Annotated in this window: 13 protein-coding genes; 12 read left to right on the forward strand and 1 reads right to left on the reverse strand. The window is 63.6% G+C overall.

Annotation, left to right across the window (positions count from 1 at the left end; all coding sequences use genetic code 11):
- Positions 1-39: 39 nt before the first annotated feature.
- On the forward strand, positions 40-309 hold the full coding sequence (locus tag K288_RS0133755) for a DUF3551 domain-containing protein (RefSeq protein ID WP_027583514.1): 270 nt from the start codon (positions 40-42) through the stop codon (positions 307-309).
- Between the two features lie 301 nt (positions 310-610).
- Positions 611-766 carry a hypothetical protein gene (locus tag K288_RS54295; RefSeq protein ID WP_201449765.1) on the forward strand — a complete coding sequence of 52 codons (156 nt, stop codon included), beginning with the start codon at positions 611-613 and terminating at the stop codon, positions 764-766.
- A gap of 80 nt (positions 767-846) precedes the next feature.
- Here the strand turns inward: K288_RS54295 and K288_RS0133760 are convergent, their stop codons facing one another.
- The gene (locus tag K288_RS0133760) at positions 847-2,451 is read right to left on the reverse strand and encodes an ABC transporter substrate-binding protein (RefSeq protein ID WP_027583515.1); all 1,605 of its coding nucleotides are present in this window, start codon (positions 2,449-2,451) and stop codon (positions 847-849) included.
- Between the two features lie 267 nt (positions 2,452-2,718).
- On the opposite strand from K288_RS0133760, the gene K288_RS0133765 reads away from it, so the two are divergent.
- The 10 genes from K288_RS0133765 to K288_RS0133810 all read left to right on the forward strand — a co-directional run bounded on the left by K288_RS0133765 (position 2,719) and on the right by K288_RS0133810 (position 14,281).
- Complete coding sequence (locus K288_RS0133765; protein ID WP_027583516.1) at positions 2,719-3,849, forward strand: M20/M25/M40 family metallo-hydrolase; 1,131 nt, start codon at positions 2,719-2,721, stop codon at positions 3,847-3,849.
- Positions 3,850-4,070: 221 nt separating this feature from the next.
- Positions 4,071-5,012, forward strand: a complete 942-nt coding sequence (locus K288_RS0133770) for an ABC transporter permease (RefSeq protein WP_027583517.1) — start codon at positions 4,071-4,073, stop codon at positions 5,010-5,012.
- Positions 5,012-5,902, forward strand: a complete 891-nt coding sequence (locus K288_RS0133775; protein ID WP_027583518.1) for an ABC transporter permease — start codon at positions 5,012-5,014, stop codon at positions 5,900-5,902. Before K288_RS0133770 ends, K288_RS0133775 begins: the two co-directional genes overlap by 1 nt.
- 115 nt (positions 5,903-6,017) lie before the next feature.
- Positions 6,018-7,658, forward strand: coding sequence for an ABC transporter ATP-binding protein (locus K288_RS0133780; protein WP_027583519.1), 1,641 nt, complete (start codon positions 6,018-6,020; stop codon positions 7,656-7,658).
- 231 nt (positions 7,659-7,889) lie between these two features.
- Entirely contained in the window at positions 7,890-9,413 is a 1,524-nt protein-coding gene (locus K288_RS0133785) for a M81 family metallopeptidase (protein WP_027583520.1), read from the forward strand.
- Between the two features lie 7 nt (positions 9,414-9,420).
- Positions 9,421-10,593: a M20 aminoacylase family protein gene (locus K288_RS0133790; RefSeq protein ID WP_027583521.1), complete on the forward strand. Its 1,173-nt coding sequence runs from the start codon at positions 9,421-9,423 to the stop codon at positions 10,591-10,593.
- Positions 10,586-12,007: an amidase gene (locus tag K288_RS0133795; RefSeq protein WP_027583522.1), complete on the forward strand. Its 1,422-nt coding sequence runs from the start codon at positions 10,586-10,588 to the stop codon at positions 12,005-12,007. The genes K288_RS0133790 and K288_RS0133795 overlap by 8 nt, the downstream gene beginning before the upstream one ends.
- A 157-nt stretch (positions 12,008-12,164) precedes the next feature.
- The gene (locus K288_RS0133800; protein WP_027583523.1) at positions 12,165-13,055 is read left to right on the forward strand and encodes a crotonase/enoyl-CoA hydratase family protein; all 891 of its coding nucleotides are present in this window, start codon (positions 12,165-12,167) and stop codon (positions 13,053-13,055) included.
- A complete protein-coding gene (locus K288_RS0133805; RefSeq protein WP_027583524.1) occupies positions 13,052-13,726 on the forward strand; it encodes an alpha/beta fold hydrolase in 675 nt (224 codons plus the stop codon). The genes K288_RS0133800 and K288_RS0133805 overlap by 4 nt, the downstream gene beginning before the upstream one ends.
- A 135-nt stretch (positions 13,727-13,861) precedes the next feature.
- Positions 13,862-14,281, forward strand: coding sequence for a hypothetical protein (locus K288_RS0133810; protein WP_027583525.1), 420 nt, complete (start codon positions 13,862-13,864; stop codon positions 14,279-14,281).
- The last annotated feature ends 165 nt before the right edge of the window (positions 14,282-14,446 follow it).

Raw genomic sequence — 14,446 nt, forward strand, 5'->3', positions numbered from 1 at the left:
CTAGACCCGATGAAGACCCCCCGCCCGGCACGTGAGGATATGATGCTACGCATTCTGGCTTTGATCATCCTGGCGGTCGTAATCGTCGGCAAGACAGCGCCGGCCCAAGCACAAACCTACGATCCGGCCTATCCGGTCTGCCTGCAGGTCTACCAGGGTATGGTGGATTACTACTTCGAATGTCGCTACACCTCGATACCCCAGTGTCAGGCATCGGCCTCGGGTCGGGCGGCGCAGTGTGTGGTCAATCCTTACTATGCCAAGCCCGTACCGCGCAAAAAGCGTCGGGCAAGCAAGTCGCATAGATGAACATGTGCAGTCGCCTGGCCAAATGTTCTTAACCGCGCGCATTGAGGCCGTGATGCATCGGATCGCATTATTGCGCGCTCCCTCGTGAGATTGTCCGAGGCGATTCGACGTTAAGCCGAAGCTTGACACGCTTTGATTGCTTGCTGGAGCACGGGAACGTTCGGGTTGTCACACGGCGACAATGCGCTCGCGCGCCCGTATTTCCGTGAACGGTTGGATCGGGAACATCACCGAGCGCGGATAGCAGCCCGGAACATTCTCGCGCCGAAAATGTTGTACTGCAGCATTGGAGTGCAACGACATGGCGAAAGACTATTCTCGGGAACAACTGGCGGCGGAACAGCATCCGGAACCGCGTGAGCAGAAGCAGGAAACGCGCACGCCGGCTTCGCTGCCGGAACCCGCTCCGCCACTTTCGAATGAAGGGCTGGAGCGTGTGCGCGAGAGTCACTGCTGAGTGAACGCGAGCTACGCTCGCCGAAATGAAAATGGCCGGGGCTGAGCCCGGCCATTTTGCTTTCCGATCGATGAAGCGCCCTACTCGCTCTTGTCGATGTTCCAGAAGATCGGCGTCGCCGGACCGTCGAGCACGCCGGTAAGCGATTTGCGCCAGCCGCCCGGGACGAGATACTGGCCGAGCGGAATGTACAGCACCTGGTCATACGCCTCCTTCTGGATCTCGGCGGCGATCTTCTTCTGGTCATCCAGCGTGGTGGAACGGGCAAACTTGTCGCGGAGATCCTCGATCTTGGCATCTTCGGCCCAGCCGAACCAACCGCCGTTCTTGCCGCGGCCAGTAATGGAGGCGTTGGCGATGGGATTGGCAACGTCGGCCGCGACCCAATTGGTGAAGAACATGTTCCAGCCGCCCTCCTTCGGCGGCTTCTGGCTGGCGCGGCGGGTTACCACCGTCTGCCAATCGGTGGCCTGCAGATCGACCTTGAAGCCTGCATCGCGCAGCAACTGCGCGGCGACGATCGGTTGCGCCTTCAGCGTGGTCACGTCGCCGGGCGCCATGATCACGACGGGCGTGCCGTCATAGCCGGACTCGGCGAGCGCCTTCTTGGCTGCGGCCATGCCGTTGCCCTTCACCAGGGTCTCGGCTCCGACGTCGGTCTCCAGTGGCGTTTCGCAACCAAAGAAGGCGCCGCAGATCTTCTGATACTTTGCATTGCCCACCAACGCATCGAGCACGTCCTTCTGGTTCATCGCCAGCAAAGCGGCGCGTCGCACCTTCACGTTATCGAACGGAGGATAAACGAAGTTCATGCGTCCCAGCGTCTGAAAGCCGAACTTGTTGAGGACCTCGATCTTGAGATCCTTGTTGGGCTCCAGCACGGGAAGCATATCGAACGGCAGGTTCTCCATGAAGTCGATATCGCCGGACTGCAGCGCGTTCACCGCAGTCTGCGCGTCAGGCATCGTGATCCATTCGACGCGATCAACCTTCACCACCTTGCCACCGGAGGTCCAGCTCGGCGCCTCCTTGCGCGGCACATAGTCCTTGAACTTCTCATAGACCGCCTTCACGCCCGGCTGGAATTCGGCCTGCACGAATTTGAAAGGACCGGAGCCGATCTGCTCGGGGATCGGCTTGTCCGGCGGGGTCTCGGCGAGACGCTTCGGCATCATGAACGGCACACGCGAGGACGGCTTGCCGATCGCATCCAGCACCAGGCCGTAGGGCTCCTTCAGTTTCAGCGTGATGGTCTTGGCGTCGGTCGCAGTGAGGCTTTCGGTGAAGTCCATGAGCTTCTGGCCCATGCCATCGACCTTGCCCCAGCGCTGCAGCGAGGCGACGCAATCTTCCGCCGTCACAGGCGTGCCGTCATGCCACTTCAATCCGTCACGCAGCGTGAAGGTGTAGGTGAGCTTGTCGTCGGAGACCTTCCAGTCCGCCATCTGCGGCTGGATCTTGAAGTTGGAGTCGGTCGCGAGCAGCGTGTCATAGACCATGTAGCCGTGATCGCGGGTGATGTAAGCTGTGGTCATGATCGGATCGATCACGCGCAAATCCGAATGCATCACTGCGGTGATGGTCTTGCCGGCTGCGAGCGCCTGCGCGCTCAGCGCCACCGAGAGCGCAACGATGGATAACGCTGACGCCAGCGCTCTGCGCTTCCAACTGGACGTTTGGAACATTCGTGTCTCTCCTGACGTGAAACTGGTCAAAGCCGGATTATTCGTTGTGCAATCGGTCCGTTATTTGGGCGGACTAACATGCTGCAAGGCCTGCAAATTTAAGACTTGCACCAAGCATCTGTTGCGTCAATCCGGTTTTAGTCGAGATCGGATGTACACAAACGAATGGTGCAGCTCCGCGCATTTGACGCTACAAATTCGCTGACCGATTTCGGCAATCGCGATCTGACGGCATTACGCGCCTGCAGCAACGAAGAGAGAGACCTCATGAATCCAGCCAATCTTCCCTTTGATTCCGAAGTGATGCTGCAGGGCCTGCGTAGCTGGGTGGAGTGCGAGAGTCCGACCTGGAATGCGCCTGCCGTCGAGCGCATGCTCGACCTTGCGGCGCGCGAGATGGCGATCATGGGTGCGACGATCGAGCGCATCGCCGGCCGTCAGGGCTTTGCCGGCTGCGTCCGCGCACGCTTCCCCCATCCGAAGTTCGGCGAGCCCGGTATCCTGATCGCGGGCCATCTCGACACCGTGCACCCGGTCGGCACCATCGAGAAGCTGCAGTGGCGGCGCGAAGGCAACAAATGCTTCGGCCCCGGCATCTTCGACATGAAGGGTGGCAATTATCTGACCTTGGAAGCGATCCGGCAGTTGATCCGCGCCTCGTTCACGACGCCATTGCCGATCACCGTACTGTTCACGCCGGACGAGGAAGTCGGCACGCCCTCGACGCGCGACATCATCGAGGCGGAAGCCGCGCGTAATAAATATGTGTTGGTGCCGGAGCCCGGCCGCGTCGACAACGGGGTCGTCACCGGCCGCTACGCCATCGCGCGCTTCAATCTGGAGGCAATCGGGCGGCCGAGCCATGCCGGCGCCACGCTTTCCTCGGGCCGTTCCGCGATCCGTGAAATGGCGCGGCAGATCCTCGCGATCGACGGCATGACCACGGAAGACTGCACGTTCTCGGTCGGAATCGTGCATGGCGGCCAATGGGTCAATTGCGTCGCCACCACCTGCACCGGCGAAGCGCTCAGCATGGCCAAGCGCCAGGCCGATCTCGACCGCGGCGTCGAGCGGATGCTGGCGCTGTCGGGCACGTCGAACGACGTCACCTTCAAGGTCACGCGCGGCGTCACCCGCCCGGTCTGGGAGGCGGATGCCGGCACCATGGCGCTCTATGAAAAGGCACGCGCGCTTGCGGAAGGCATGGGATTGAAGCTGCCGCATTGCAGCGCAGGCGGCGGTTCCGACGGCAATTTCACCGGGGCGATGGGAATACCGACGCTTGACGGCCTCGGCGTGCGCGGCGCCGATGCACACACGCTCAACGAACACATCGAGGTGGACAGCCTCGCCGAGCGCGGCCGGCTGATGGCGGGATTGTTGGCGACCTTGCAATAGTTAAAGCAGGCAGTCATTCCGGGGCGCGCGCAGCGAACGCGGAATCTCGAGATTCCGGGTCTGGTGCTTCGCACCATCCCGGAATGACGGGAGTCAATGACGGGGGTTTGAAGATACCTCGGCATCCCGTGGCACGGGAATTGCTGAAATGCTACGCTGGTGACGGAACTCAGGTTAACGGCCGACGTCACTCCTCTTGACCCTAATCTGACGGATCGACATTGCTGGGATATCTGCTTCGCCGAATCCTTGCCGCTATTCCCGTGATGGGCGTGGTGGCGCTGTTCGTGTTCCTCTTGCTGCGGCTGACGCCGGGCGATCCTGCGGCGATCCTCGCCGGCGACAATGCGACGCCGGAGCAGCTCGAACGGATCAGAACCTCGCTCGGGCTGAATGAGCCGCTCCACATCCAGTTCTTCACCTGGGTTGGAAAACTCCTGCACGGCGATCTCGGCGTGTCCCTGATCTCGAACGTGCCGGTGCTGAAGATGATCAGCCAGCGCATCGAGCCCTCGATCTCGATCGCGCTCTCCACCATCGTGCTTTCGATCGTGGTGGCGGTGCCGCTCGGCGTGATCGCGGCCTGGAAGCACGGCACCTGGATCGATCGCTTCGTGATGGGACTGTCCGTGCTCGGCTTCTCCGTGCCGGTGTTCGTGATCGGCTATGTGCTGATCCAGATCTTCGCGATCGACCTGCGCTGGGTGCCGGTGCAGGGTTTCCGCAGCATCACCGCGGGCTTCGGCCCGTTCTTCGAGCGCATCATATTGCCGACCTGCGCACTCTCCTTCATCTATGTCGCGCTGATCGCGCGCATGACGCGGGCCTCGATGCTTGATGTGATGGGTGAGGATTACATCCGCACCGCGCGCGCCAAGGGCATCGGCGAGATGGGCGTGCTGCTGCGGCACGGACTGCGCAACGCCGCGGTGCCTGTCATCACCGTGATCGGCAGCGGCTTTGCGCTTTTGATCTCCGGCGTCGTCGTCACCGAGAGCGTGTTCAATCTGCCCGGCATCGGCCGCCTCACCGTCGATGCGGTGCTGGCGCGCGACTATCCGGTAATCCAGGCCATGATCCTGTTGACGTCGGGCATCTATGTCGCCGTCAACCTCTTGATCGACCTCGCCTACACCCTGCTTGATCCAAGGATCCGCTACTGATGGCGATCGAAACCCTTCCCGAGCCGTCGCTCCCGATCACGACGCCGCTGCGGCCACGCTTCGGATTTTTGACCTCGACGCCGATCATGACGGGGGCGACGATCTGCCTGTCGCTGATCATCCTGATGGCGATCTTCGCGCCGCTGCTGGCGCCGCATGACCCGGTGCAGCTCGCGCCGTCACTCCGGCTCAAGCCGGCAAGCGCAGAATTCCCGCTCGGCACCGATGCCTTTGGCCGCGACCTGCTGTCACGGATCATCTATGGCGGCCGGATCTCGCTCTTGATCGGCCTTGGCGCCGCCGTGTTCTCGATCAGCATCGGGCTCGTGATCGGTCTCGTCTCCGGCTTCTTCAAATGGGTCGACGCGGTGATGATGCGGATCATGGACGGCTTGATGGCGATCCCGAGCATCCTGCTCGCGATCGCCGTGGTCTCGCTGTCGGGCGCGAGCATCTGGACCGTGCTGGTGGCGATCACCATTCCCGAAGTGCCGCGGGTGGCGCGACTGGTGCGCTCCGTGGTGCTCACCGCGCGCGAGGAGCCCTATGTGGAAGCCGCGATTTCGCTCGGCTCCAGCCTTCCGAAGATCATGTGGCGGCATCTGATGCCGAACACGATCGCGCCGCTGATCGTACAGGGTACTTATGTCTGCGCGTCCGCCGTCCTTACCGAAGCGATCCTGTCATTCCTCGGCGCCGGCATCTCGCCGGAAACGCCGACCTGGGGCAACATCATGGCGGAGGGACGCGCCTATTTTCAGATCAAGCCGTCCCTGATCTTCTGGCCCGGCCTGCTATTGTCGATCGCGATTCTCTCCGTGAACCTGATCGGCGACGCCGCGCGCGATGCGCTCGATCCGCGCATGAAGCAGCGGGGCGGCGGAAAGTGAATTCACCCAAGAGCACCGTCATTGCGAGCGAAGCGAAGCAATCCATCGCGCCGCAAGCGGAAACAATGGATTGCTTCGTCGCTATCGCTCCTCGCAATGACGGCAGAGTATGGGAATGACCGACACCGTCCTCGACATCAACAATCTCGTGGTCGCCCTCGGCAAGAAGCCGGGCGCCAGCCGCATCATCGACGGCATTTCGCTCCAGGTACGAGAACGCGAGACGCTGTGCCTGGTCGGCGAAAGCGGCTCCGGCAAATCGGTGACCTCGCTCACCGTGATGGGCCTGCTGCAGAAGGGCTCGCTGATGCCGACCGGCGGCAGCATCAAGCTGGTCGGCGAGGAATTGCTCACCGCGAGCGACCGCCGCTTGCGGCAGTTGCGCGCCACGCGAATGGCGATGATCTTCCAGGAGCCGATGACGGCGCTCAATCCGGTGGTGCCGGTCGGCCGCCAGATCGACGAAGTCCTGCGCGTCCACACCGATCTCGATGCCCGCGCGCGGCGGCGAAAAATCCTGGCGATGATGGAACAAGTGCGGCTGCCCGATGTGGAGCGCATCTTCGCTTCCTACCCGCATCGGCTCTCCGGCGGCCAGCGCCAGCGCATCATGATCGCGATGGCGCTGGTACTGGAGCCGAAGCTCCTGATCGCGGACGAGCCGACCACCGCGCTCGACGTCACCACGCAGAAGCAGATCCTCACGCTGATCCGCGACCTGCAGCGCGACCATAACACTGCCGTGCTGTTCATCACCCATGACATGGGCGTGGTTGCGGAGATCGCCGACCGTGTCGCGGTGATGCGTCACGGCCGTCTGGTCGAAAGCGGTCCGCTGGACGGCATCCTGCGCAACCCGTCGATGGAATATACCCGCAACCTGCTGGCCTCGGTGCCAAGCCTGGTGCCACGGCCGCCGCGCGAGGAGACCCGGGAGCCCGTCGTGCTGGAGGCCAACGAGCTCTGCAAGATCTATCGCGAGCGCTCCTTCCTCGGCAAAATCCGCGAGGTCGCGGCCGCAAAGGACGTCACGCTGACGCTGCGCAAGGGCCGCACGCTCGGCATCGTCGGCGAGAGCGGCTCGGGCAAATCGACGGTGGCGCGCTGCATCGTGCGCCTGATCGACCCGACCTCCGGCGGCGTGCGGCTGGTGGGCCGCGAAATCTCCGAACTGTCGCGGCGGCTGTTGCAGCCGCACCGCAAGAACATCCAGATCATCTTCCAGGACCCCTATCGCTCGCTCAACCCGCGCATCACGATCGGCGAGTCGATCGCGGAAGGTCCGATCAACTACGGCATGCCGCACAAGCAGGCGCTCAACAAGGCGCGCGAACTGCTCGAACTGGTGCACTTGCCGCCGGACGCGATCTCGCGCTATCCGCACCAGTTCTCCGGCGGCCAGCGCCAGCGCATCGCGATTGCGCGCGCGCTCGCACTCGACCCTGACGTGCTGGTGGCTGACGAGGCGGTGTCCGCGCTCGACGTCTCCGTGCAGGCGCAGGTGCTGGATCTCCTGGATGAAATCCAGAAGCGGCTCGGCATTGCGCTGCTGTTCATCACCCACGATTTGCGCGTTGCGGCGCAAATCTGCGACGATGTCGTTGTGATGCAGCATGGCCGCGTCGTCGAACAGGGGCCCGCGGCGGAAGTGCTCACTCACCCGAAAGAGGCCTACACCAAGGCGCTACTCGATGCCGCACCCGGCCGCGGCTGGGATTTTGCCAATTTCCGCCCCGTGGCAGAGGCGGCGGAGTAACGCAGCCGTAGCCCGGATGGAGCGCAGCGTAATCCGGGGAATGCCTCCCGCCGCGAGAACCCCGGATTGCGCTGCGCTCCATCCGGGCTACGCACTTCCGCTCCGCTCGCCGTGAATCACGACCTACTTCCCAACGCCCATGCGGCATGCAAATCCGGAATGCTTCACAGCTTGCGCTGGCCGCAGCGACACGCTTAACGTCGCCCTTCACGAACCCAGAGACCTTGATCAATGACCCGCATCGCCGTCGGCGGCTTCCTGCACGAGACCAATACCTTTGCGCCGACCAAGGCGACCTATGCTGATTTCGTGCATGGCGGCGGCTGGCCGTCGATGGCGCATGGCGCCGACGTGCTGAAAGTGATGCGCAAGATCAATGTCGGGCTTGCCGGCTTCGTCGAGGCCGCCGAAGCCAATGGCTGGGAACTGATCCCGACGATCTCCTGCGGCGCGAGCCCCTCGGCGCATGTGACCGAAGACGCGTTCGAGCGCATCGTCAAGGAGGTGGTCGACGGCATCGCCAATGCAGGTCCGCTCGACGCCGTCTATCTCGATCTGCACGGCGCGATGGTGACCGAACATCTCGACGATGGTGAAGGCGAAATCCTGGCGCGCGTGCGCAGGGTGATCGGCAATAACCTGCCGCTGGTCGCGAGCCTCGATCTGCACGCCAACGTCACGCCTGAGATGGTCGAGAACGCCGACGCGCTGATCGCCTACCGCACCTATCCTCACGTCGACATGGCCGACACCGGCCGCGCGTCCGCGAGACATCTCGCGCTGCTGCTCAAGACGAAGCAGCGCTTCGCCAAGGCGTTCCGGCAATTGCCGTTCCTGATCCCGATCAGTTGGCAGTGCACCAATGACCAGCCGACCAGGGGCATTTACGAGAAGCTCGCCGCGATGGAGAGCGATGCGGTGCCGACCTTGTCGTTTGCGCCGGGCTTTCCCGCGGCCGATTTCGAACATTGCGGCCCGAGCGTGTTCGCCTACGGCAAAAGCCAGGCCGACGCCGATGCCGCTGCCGACAGGCTTGCCGCACTGATCGCCGGCCATGAGGACGATTTCGATGGCCGCATCTATTCGCCCGACGACGGCGTGCGCCACGCGATGGAACTGGCGAAGACCGCGACCAGGCCGATCATCATCGCCGACACCCAGGACAATCCCGGCGCAGGCGGCGACTCCGACACCACGGGCATGCTGCGCGCATTGGTGCGCAACAATGCCGCGCGCGCCGCAACCGGCGTGATCTACGATCCGCAATCGGCGAAGGCCGCGCATGCGGCAGGCATCGGCGCCACGGTGACGCTCGCGCTCGGCGGCAAGTCGGGCATATCAGGTGATGCACCCTACAAGGAAACCTTCGTCGTCGAGCAACTCTCGGACGGAAAGTTCGTGGCGCCCGGCCCCTATTATGGCGGCCGCGACATGGACATGGGACCATCGGCGTGCCTGCGCATCGGCGATGTCAGGGTGGTCGTCAGCTCGCACAAGGCGCAGCTCGCCGACCAGTCGATGTACCGCTATGTCGGCATCGAGCCGACCGAACAGGCGATCCTCGTCAACAAGAGCTCGGTGCATTTCCGCGCCGATTTCGAGCCGATCGCCGAGAAGCTTTTGATCTGTGCCGCCCCCGGCGCGATGCCGGCCGACAGCGCGTCGCTGCCGTGGACCAAATTAAGGCCAGGAATCCGTATCAAACCGAACGGTCCTGCCTTCACGCCTGCCAACACATCACGTTCAACCGGATAAGGACCAAATGCCCACCATCGAACGCATCGAAGGCTTTGCCGACGAACTCACGGCGATCCGTCGGGATTTCCATGCGCATCCCGAGATCGGCTTCGAGGAGGTCCGCACCTCCGGCATCGTCGCCGAGAAGCTCGCGAGCTGGGGCATCGAGGTCCATCGGGGCCTTGGCGGCACCGGCGTGGTCGGCGTGCTCAAGGGCAAGGGCAACGGCGGCAAGCGCATCGGCCTGCGCGCCGACATGGACGCGCTGCCGATGGAGGAAAACACCAACCTGAAATGGCGTTCGACCATTCCCGGCCGCTTCCACGGCTGTGGCCATGACGGCCACACCACCATGCTGCTCGGCAGCGCGCGCTATCTCGCCGAGACCCGCAACTTTGAAGGGACCGTGCATTTCATCTTCCAGCCGGCCGAGGAAGGCCTCGGCGGCGCACGCGCCATGATCAAGGACGGGCTGTTCGAAAAGTTTCCCTGCGACGAGGTCTATGGCCTGCACAATGCGCCCGACCTCGATCATGGCGAGATCGCGATCCTGCCGGGGCCGGCGATGGCCGGCGCCGATTTCTTCGACATCACCATCCAGGGCTACGGCGCGCATGGCGCGATGCCGGAGCGCTCCAAGGATGCCGTCGTGATCGCGATGACGCTCGGCCAGGCGCTGCAGACCATCGTCAGCCGCAACGTCGATCCCCTGCAGGCGGCGGTTTTGTCGATCACGCAGATCCACTCCGGGTCGGCGTACAACGTCATTCCCGGCGACGCCAAGCTGTGCGGCACCGTGCGCGCTTTCTCCGACGGGGTCCGCGCGCTGATCCGCGAGCGCATGCGGGCGATCTGCGCCGGCATTGCCGCGACATTCCAGGTCGAGATCACGGTCGAGATCCGCGACGGTTTCAGCGTGCTCGTCAACCAGGAAGAACAGTCCCGGGTGGTCGAGCAGGTCGCGCGCACCGTGGTCGATCCCTCGAAAGTCATCACCCGCTCGCAGCCGAAGATGGGCAGCGAGGACTTCGCCGACATGATGATGGCGGTGCCCGGTGCCTATTTCTGGGTCGGCCATGAAGGCTCGGTGCCGGTGCACAATCCCGGCTATGTCCTCGACGACAAGATTCTGCCAATCGGCGCCAGCATGTTCGCACGCATCATCGAGACTCGTTTGCCGGTAGGTGCCCATGCATAAACCAGCCCCCGAAGAAGCCGTCACCTCGCTGCACGACCTTTCCGCCACCGACCTGATCGCCGGCTACCGCGCCAAACAGTTCTCACCGCTCGAGGTGCTGGACGAGGTGATCGCGCATGTCGCGCGGTGGGAACCGCACATCAAGGCGCTCTATCTCTACGACCCGGACGGCGCGCGCGCAGTGGCCAAGGCCTCCACCGACCGCTGGCAGGCCGGCGAGCCGATGGGCACGCTCGACGGCGTGCCTGTCACGATCAAGGACAATGTCGCGACCAAGGGCCAGCCGGTGCCGCTGGGCGCAGCCAGCGTCAAGCACGTGCAGGCGGAGAAGGATGCCCCTCCGGCAGCGCGCTTGCGCGAGGCGGGCGCGGTGATCTTCTCCAAGACCACAATGCCGGATTACGGCATGCTGTCGTCGGGGCTCTCCTCGTTCCATCCCCTCACCCGCAATCCCTGGGACCTCAGCAAGAATCCCGGCGGCTCGAGCGCGGGCGCAGGTGCGGCCGGTGCGGCCGGCTACGGCCCGCTGCATCTCGGCACCGACATCGGCGGTTCGGTACGCCTGCCGGCGTGCTGGTGCGGCCTGGTTGCGCTGAAGCCAAGCCTTGGCCGCGTTCCGATCGATCCGCCCTATGTCGGCCGCGTCGCTGGGCCCATGACCCGCATCGTCGATGACGCCGTGCTGATGATGAGCGTCTTGTCGCGACCGGACCGCCGCGACGGCATGAGCCTGCCGGCGCATGAGATCAACTGGAAGACGCTGGAGAAGTCGCCGCGCAAGCTGCGCCTCGGCCTGATGCTCGATCTCGACGTCGGCCAGGCGCTGGAGAAAGACGTGCGCGACGTCGTGGTGAAGGCGGCAAAGGCCTTCGAATCCGCCGGCGCAGTCGTGACCGAGATCGACGGCTTCTTCACGCGGCAAATGCTCGAGGGTCTCGACAATTTCTGGCGCGCGCGGATGTGGGACGATCTGTCGAAACTGTCGGCGGATGAGCGCGCAAAGGTGCTGCCCTATATCTACAAGTGGGGCGAGGCCGGCGCGAAATTGTCGGGCGTGGACGTCGTCAGAGGCTTCAACCAGACCATGGCGATCCGTGCGGCCGCAGCCAAACTGTTCTGCGATTTCGACTACATCATCTCGCCCGTCTCGCCGGTGGTGAACTTCGCGGCCGAGCTCCCCGCCCCGCTCAACGATCCCGACAAGCCGTTCGAGCACATCTGCTATACCGTGCCGTGGAATATGTCTGAGAACCCGGCCCTGTCGATCAACGGCGGCTACGACAAGAAGGGCTTTCCGATCGGCGTGCAGATCATCGGCCGCCGCTTCGATGACATCGGCGTGCTCGGCATGGGCAAGGCCTTCGAGGCCCTGCGCGGCCCGCAACGGCCCTGGCCGCAGCCGCCAGAGAAATAAATATCTCCATCTCGTCATTCGGGAATGGCCCGAAGGGCCAGGCCCGGAATCCATTGCGCCGCTTGCGACAATGGATTCCGGGCCTGCGCTTGCGCGCGCCCCGGAATGACGTGCTAGACATAAGCAACGAACAGACACAAGGAAGGAAACAACTCCCATGGCGTATGAGACGATCAAATACGAGGTCTCGGAGCAAATCCTCACGATCACACTGAACCGCCCGGACAAGCTCAACGCCTTCAACGCGACGATGCAGCAGGAGTTGATCGCCGCCTTCGATGCCGCCGACAAGGACGACGACATCCGCGCCATCATCGTCACCGGCGAGGGCCGCACCTTCTGCGCCGGCGCCGACCTCTCCTCCGGCGCCAACACCTTCGATCGCGACGCGCGGCGCGGGCCGGTGAAGCGGCTGCCGAGCGGCGCGGTCGACTACAGCGATGCCAATGTGCGCGACGGCGGCGGCCAGGTGACGCTGCGCATCTTCAAGAGTTTGAAGCCGGTGATCGCCGCGGTGAACGGAGCCGCGGTCGGCATCGGCGTCACCATGCAACTTGCCATGGATATCCGCATCGCAAGCGAGGCCGCGCGCTTCGGCTTCGTGTTCTCCCAGCGCGGCATCGTGCCGGAGGCGGCCTCGAGCTGGTTCCTGCCGCGCATCGTCGGCATCTCACAGGCGCTGGAATGGTGCTACACCGGCCGCGTGTTCCCGGCGCAGGAGGCGCTTGCCGGCCGTCTCGTCAGCAAGGTGGTGCCGCCGGACGATCTGTTGCCGACCGCCCGCGCGCTGGCGAAGGAGATCGCCGCCAAGACAGCGCCGGTCTCGGTCGCGCTGATCCGCCAGATGATGTGGCGCATGCTGGGCGCCGACGATCCGATGGAAGCGCACAAGGTCGACAGCCGCGGCATCTATGCCCGCGGCCGTTCGGACGATGTGAAGGAAGGCGTGGTCTCGTTCCTTGAAAAGCGGCCCGCGCAGTTCAAGAACAAGGTTTCCTCCGACATGCCGGACTATTTCCCGTGGTGGCAAGAGCGCGAATATAAGTGAGCACGCCTGGGACGACGCCGGCACGGGACGGCGTCGTCCTTCTGCACGGCATCAGCCGGACCGCGCGCTCGTTCGACAAGATGGAAAGCGCGATCGAGCGCGCCGGATATGCGACGCTCAATCTCGACTACGCCAGCCGCCGCAAGGCGCTCGAGGCGCTCGCTGAAGACATTCATCCCGCGATCGAAGCTTTCGCTGGCCACCTCGGTGGCCAAGTGCACTTCGTTGGCCACTCCATGGGCGGGTTGCTGACGCGCGTCTATCTCGCCAAACACCGGCTGCCAAATCTCGGCCGTGTCGTGATGTTGGGCACACCGAATGGCGGCAGCGAGATCGCTGATCGCTTGAAGAACGTCATGCTCTACCGCAGGTTCTTCGGCCCAGCCGGACAGCAACTCGGTACGCTGCGCGATGCCACCACCATGCTGCTATTAACGCCGATCGACTATCCGGTTGGCATCATAGCCGGGAACCGCTCGATCTACCCTGTCGCGGCAGCCTTCCTGCCGAGGCCGCATGACGGCCGCGTGTCGGTCGCAAATACAAGGCTGGACGGCATGGCGGATCATATTGTCGTGCGCACGTCGCATCCGTGGCTGGTGCGCAATGACGCGGCTATCGCGCAGACCATTGCGTTCCTGCGGAAGGGGAAATTCACGGCAAACTGGTGAAGTGGGTGTCGTTAACGTGGCACCGAGCTTTTTGATCCATGCCGGCCGCGCATGGAGGCGAGCAACCGTTCCACTGCACTGCAAATTCGCAACGCGATATCGTCGCGGCGAATTTCGGAAATCGAGTAGGGGCCGATGCGACTTCGCCTGTGGATGCTGCTGCTGGCACCCCTCGTCCTGGACGGCTGTGCCGAACGGGAAGCCGAATGGGCGCGACGCGGCAAGGAAAGCCTGATCGGACTCAATCAATCGAATATCCGGATGTGCGCCGGGCTGCCCACTGGAACCACCAAGGACGGCACCAGCGAAATCTGGATGTATGAGCACGCCGCCAGCGCGCCCGGGGGTATAGCACCGCCAGCCGTCACGATCCCGCCCGGGCTCAACATCGGCGGCCAGCCGTTGAACGGCTATTGCCGTGTGCAGCTCCGCTTCGTCGGCGGCAAGGTCACGGAAGTGCAATATGCGGGGAATACCGACATCGGGGATGCGCGGGATGCGGTCTGCGGCCAGATCGTCCGCACCTGTCTCGGTTACGCGCAGGCGGGGAAGTGATGAATCCGTAGGGCGGATTAGCGAAGCGTAATCCGCCGTTTCGCTTGCGGTGAGATGGTGGGTTACGCTTCGCTAACACTACTGAGTCAAGCGGTCGCGGTCTTTTGGGGCTGAGAATCAAGTAATTGAAGAGATTCAATATTTGGCACGTGGAGGGCCAGATGG

This window comes from Bradyrhizobium sp. Ai1a-2, assembly GCF_000426245.1.
Classification (GTDB): domain Bacteria; phylum Pseudomonadota; class Alphaproteobacteria; order Rhizobiales; family Xanthobacteraceae; genus Bradyrhizobium.

What these genes read in the sequence shown, in the direction of transcription:
- K288_RS0133755 (WP_027583514.1), top strand. Translation starts at nt 40, where the DNA reads ATGATGCTACGCATTCTGGCTTTGATCATCCTGGCGGTCGTAATCGTC.
- K288_RS54295 (WP_201449765.1), top strand. Translation starts at nt 611, where the DNA reads ATGGCGAAAGACTATTCTCGGGAACAACTGGCGGCGGAACAGCATCCG.
- K288_RS0133760 (WP_027583515.1), bottom strand. Translation starts at nt 2,451, where the DNA reads ATGTTCCAAACGTCCAGTTGGAAGCGCAGAGCGCTGGCGTCAGCGTTA.
- K288_RS0133765 (WP_027583516.1), top strand. Translation starts at nt 2,719, where the DNA reads ATGAATCCAGCCAATCTTCCCTTTGATTCCGAAGTGATGCTGCAGGGC.
- K288_RS0133775 (WP_027583518.1), top strand. Translation starts at nt 5,012, where the DNA reads ATGGCGATCGAAACCCTTCCCGAGCCGTCGCTCCCGATCACGACGCCG.
- K288_RS0133780 (WP_027583519.1), top strand. Translation starts at nt 6,018, where the DNA reads ATGACCGACACCGTCCTCGACATCAACAATCTCGTGGTCGCCCTCGGC.
- K288_RS0133785 (WP_027583520.1), top strand. Translation starts at nt 7,890, where the DNA reads ATGACCCGCATCGCCGTCGGCGGCTTCCTGCACGAGACCAATACCTTT.
- K288_RS0133790 (WP_027583521.1), top strand. Translation starts at nt 9,421, where the DNA reads ATGCCCACCATCGAACGCATCGAAGGCTTTGCCGACGAACTCACGGCG.
- K288_RS0133795 (WP_027583522.1), top strand. Translation starts at nt 10,586, where the DNA reads ATGCATAAACCAGCCCCCGAAGAAGCCGTCACCTCGCTGCACGACCTT.
- K288_RS0133800 (WP_027583523.1), top strand. Translation starts at nt 12,165, where the DNA reads ATGGCGTATGAGACGATCAAATACGAGGTCTCGGAGCAAATCCTCACG.
- K288_RS0133810 (WP_027583525.1), top strand. Translation starts at nt 13,862, where the DNA reads ATGCGACTTCGCCTGTGGATGCTGCTGCTGGCACCCCTCGTCCTGGAC.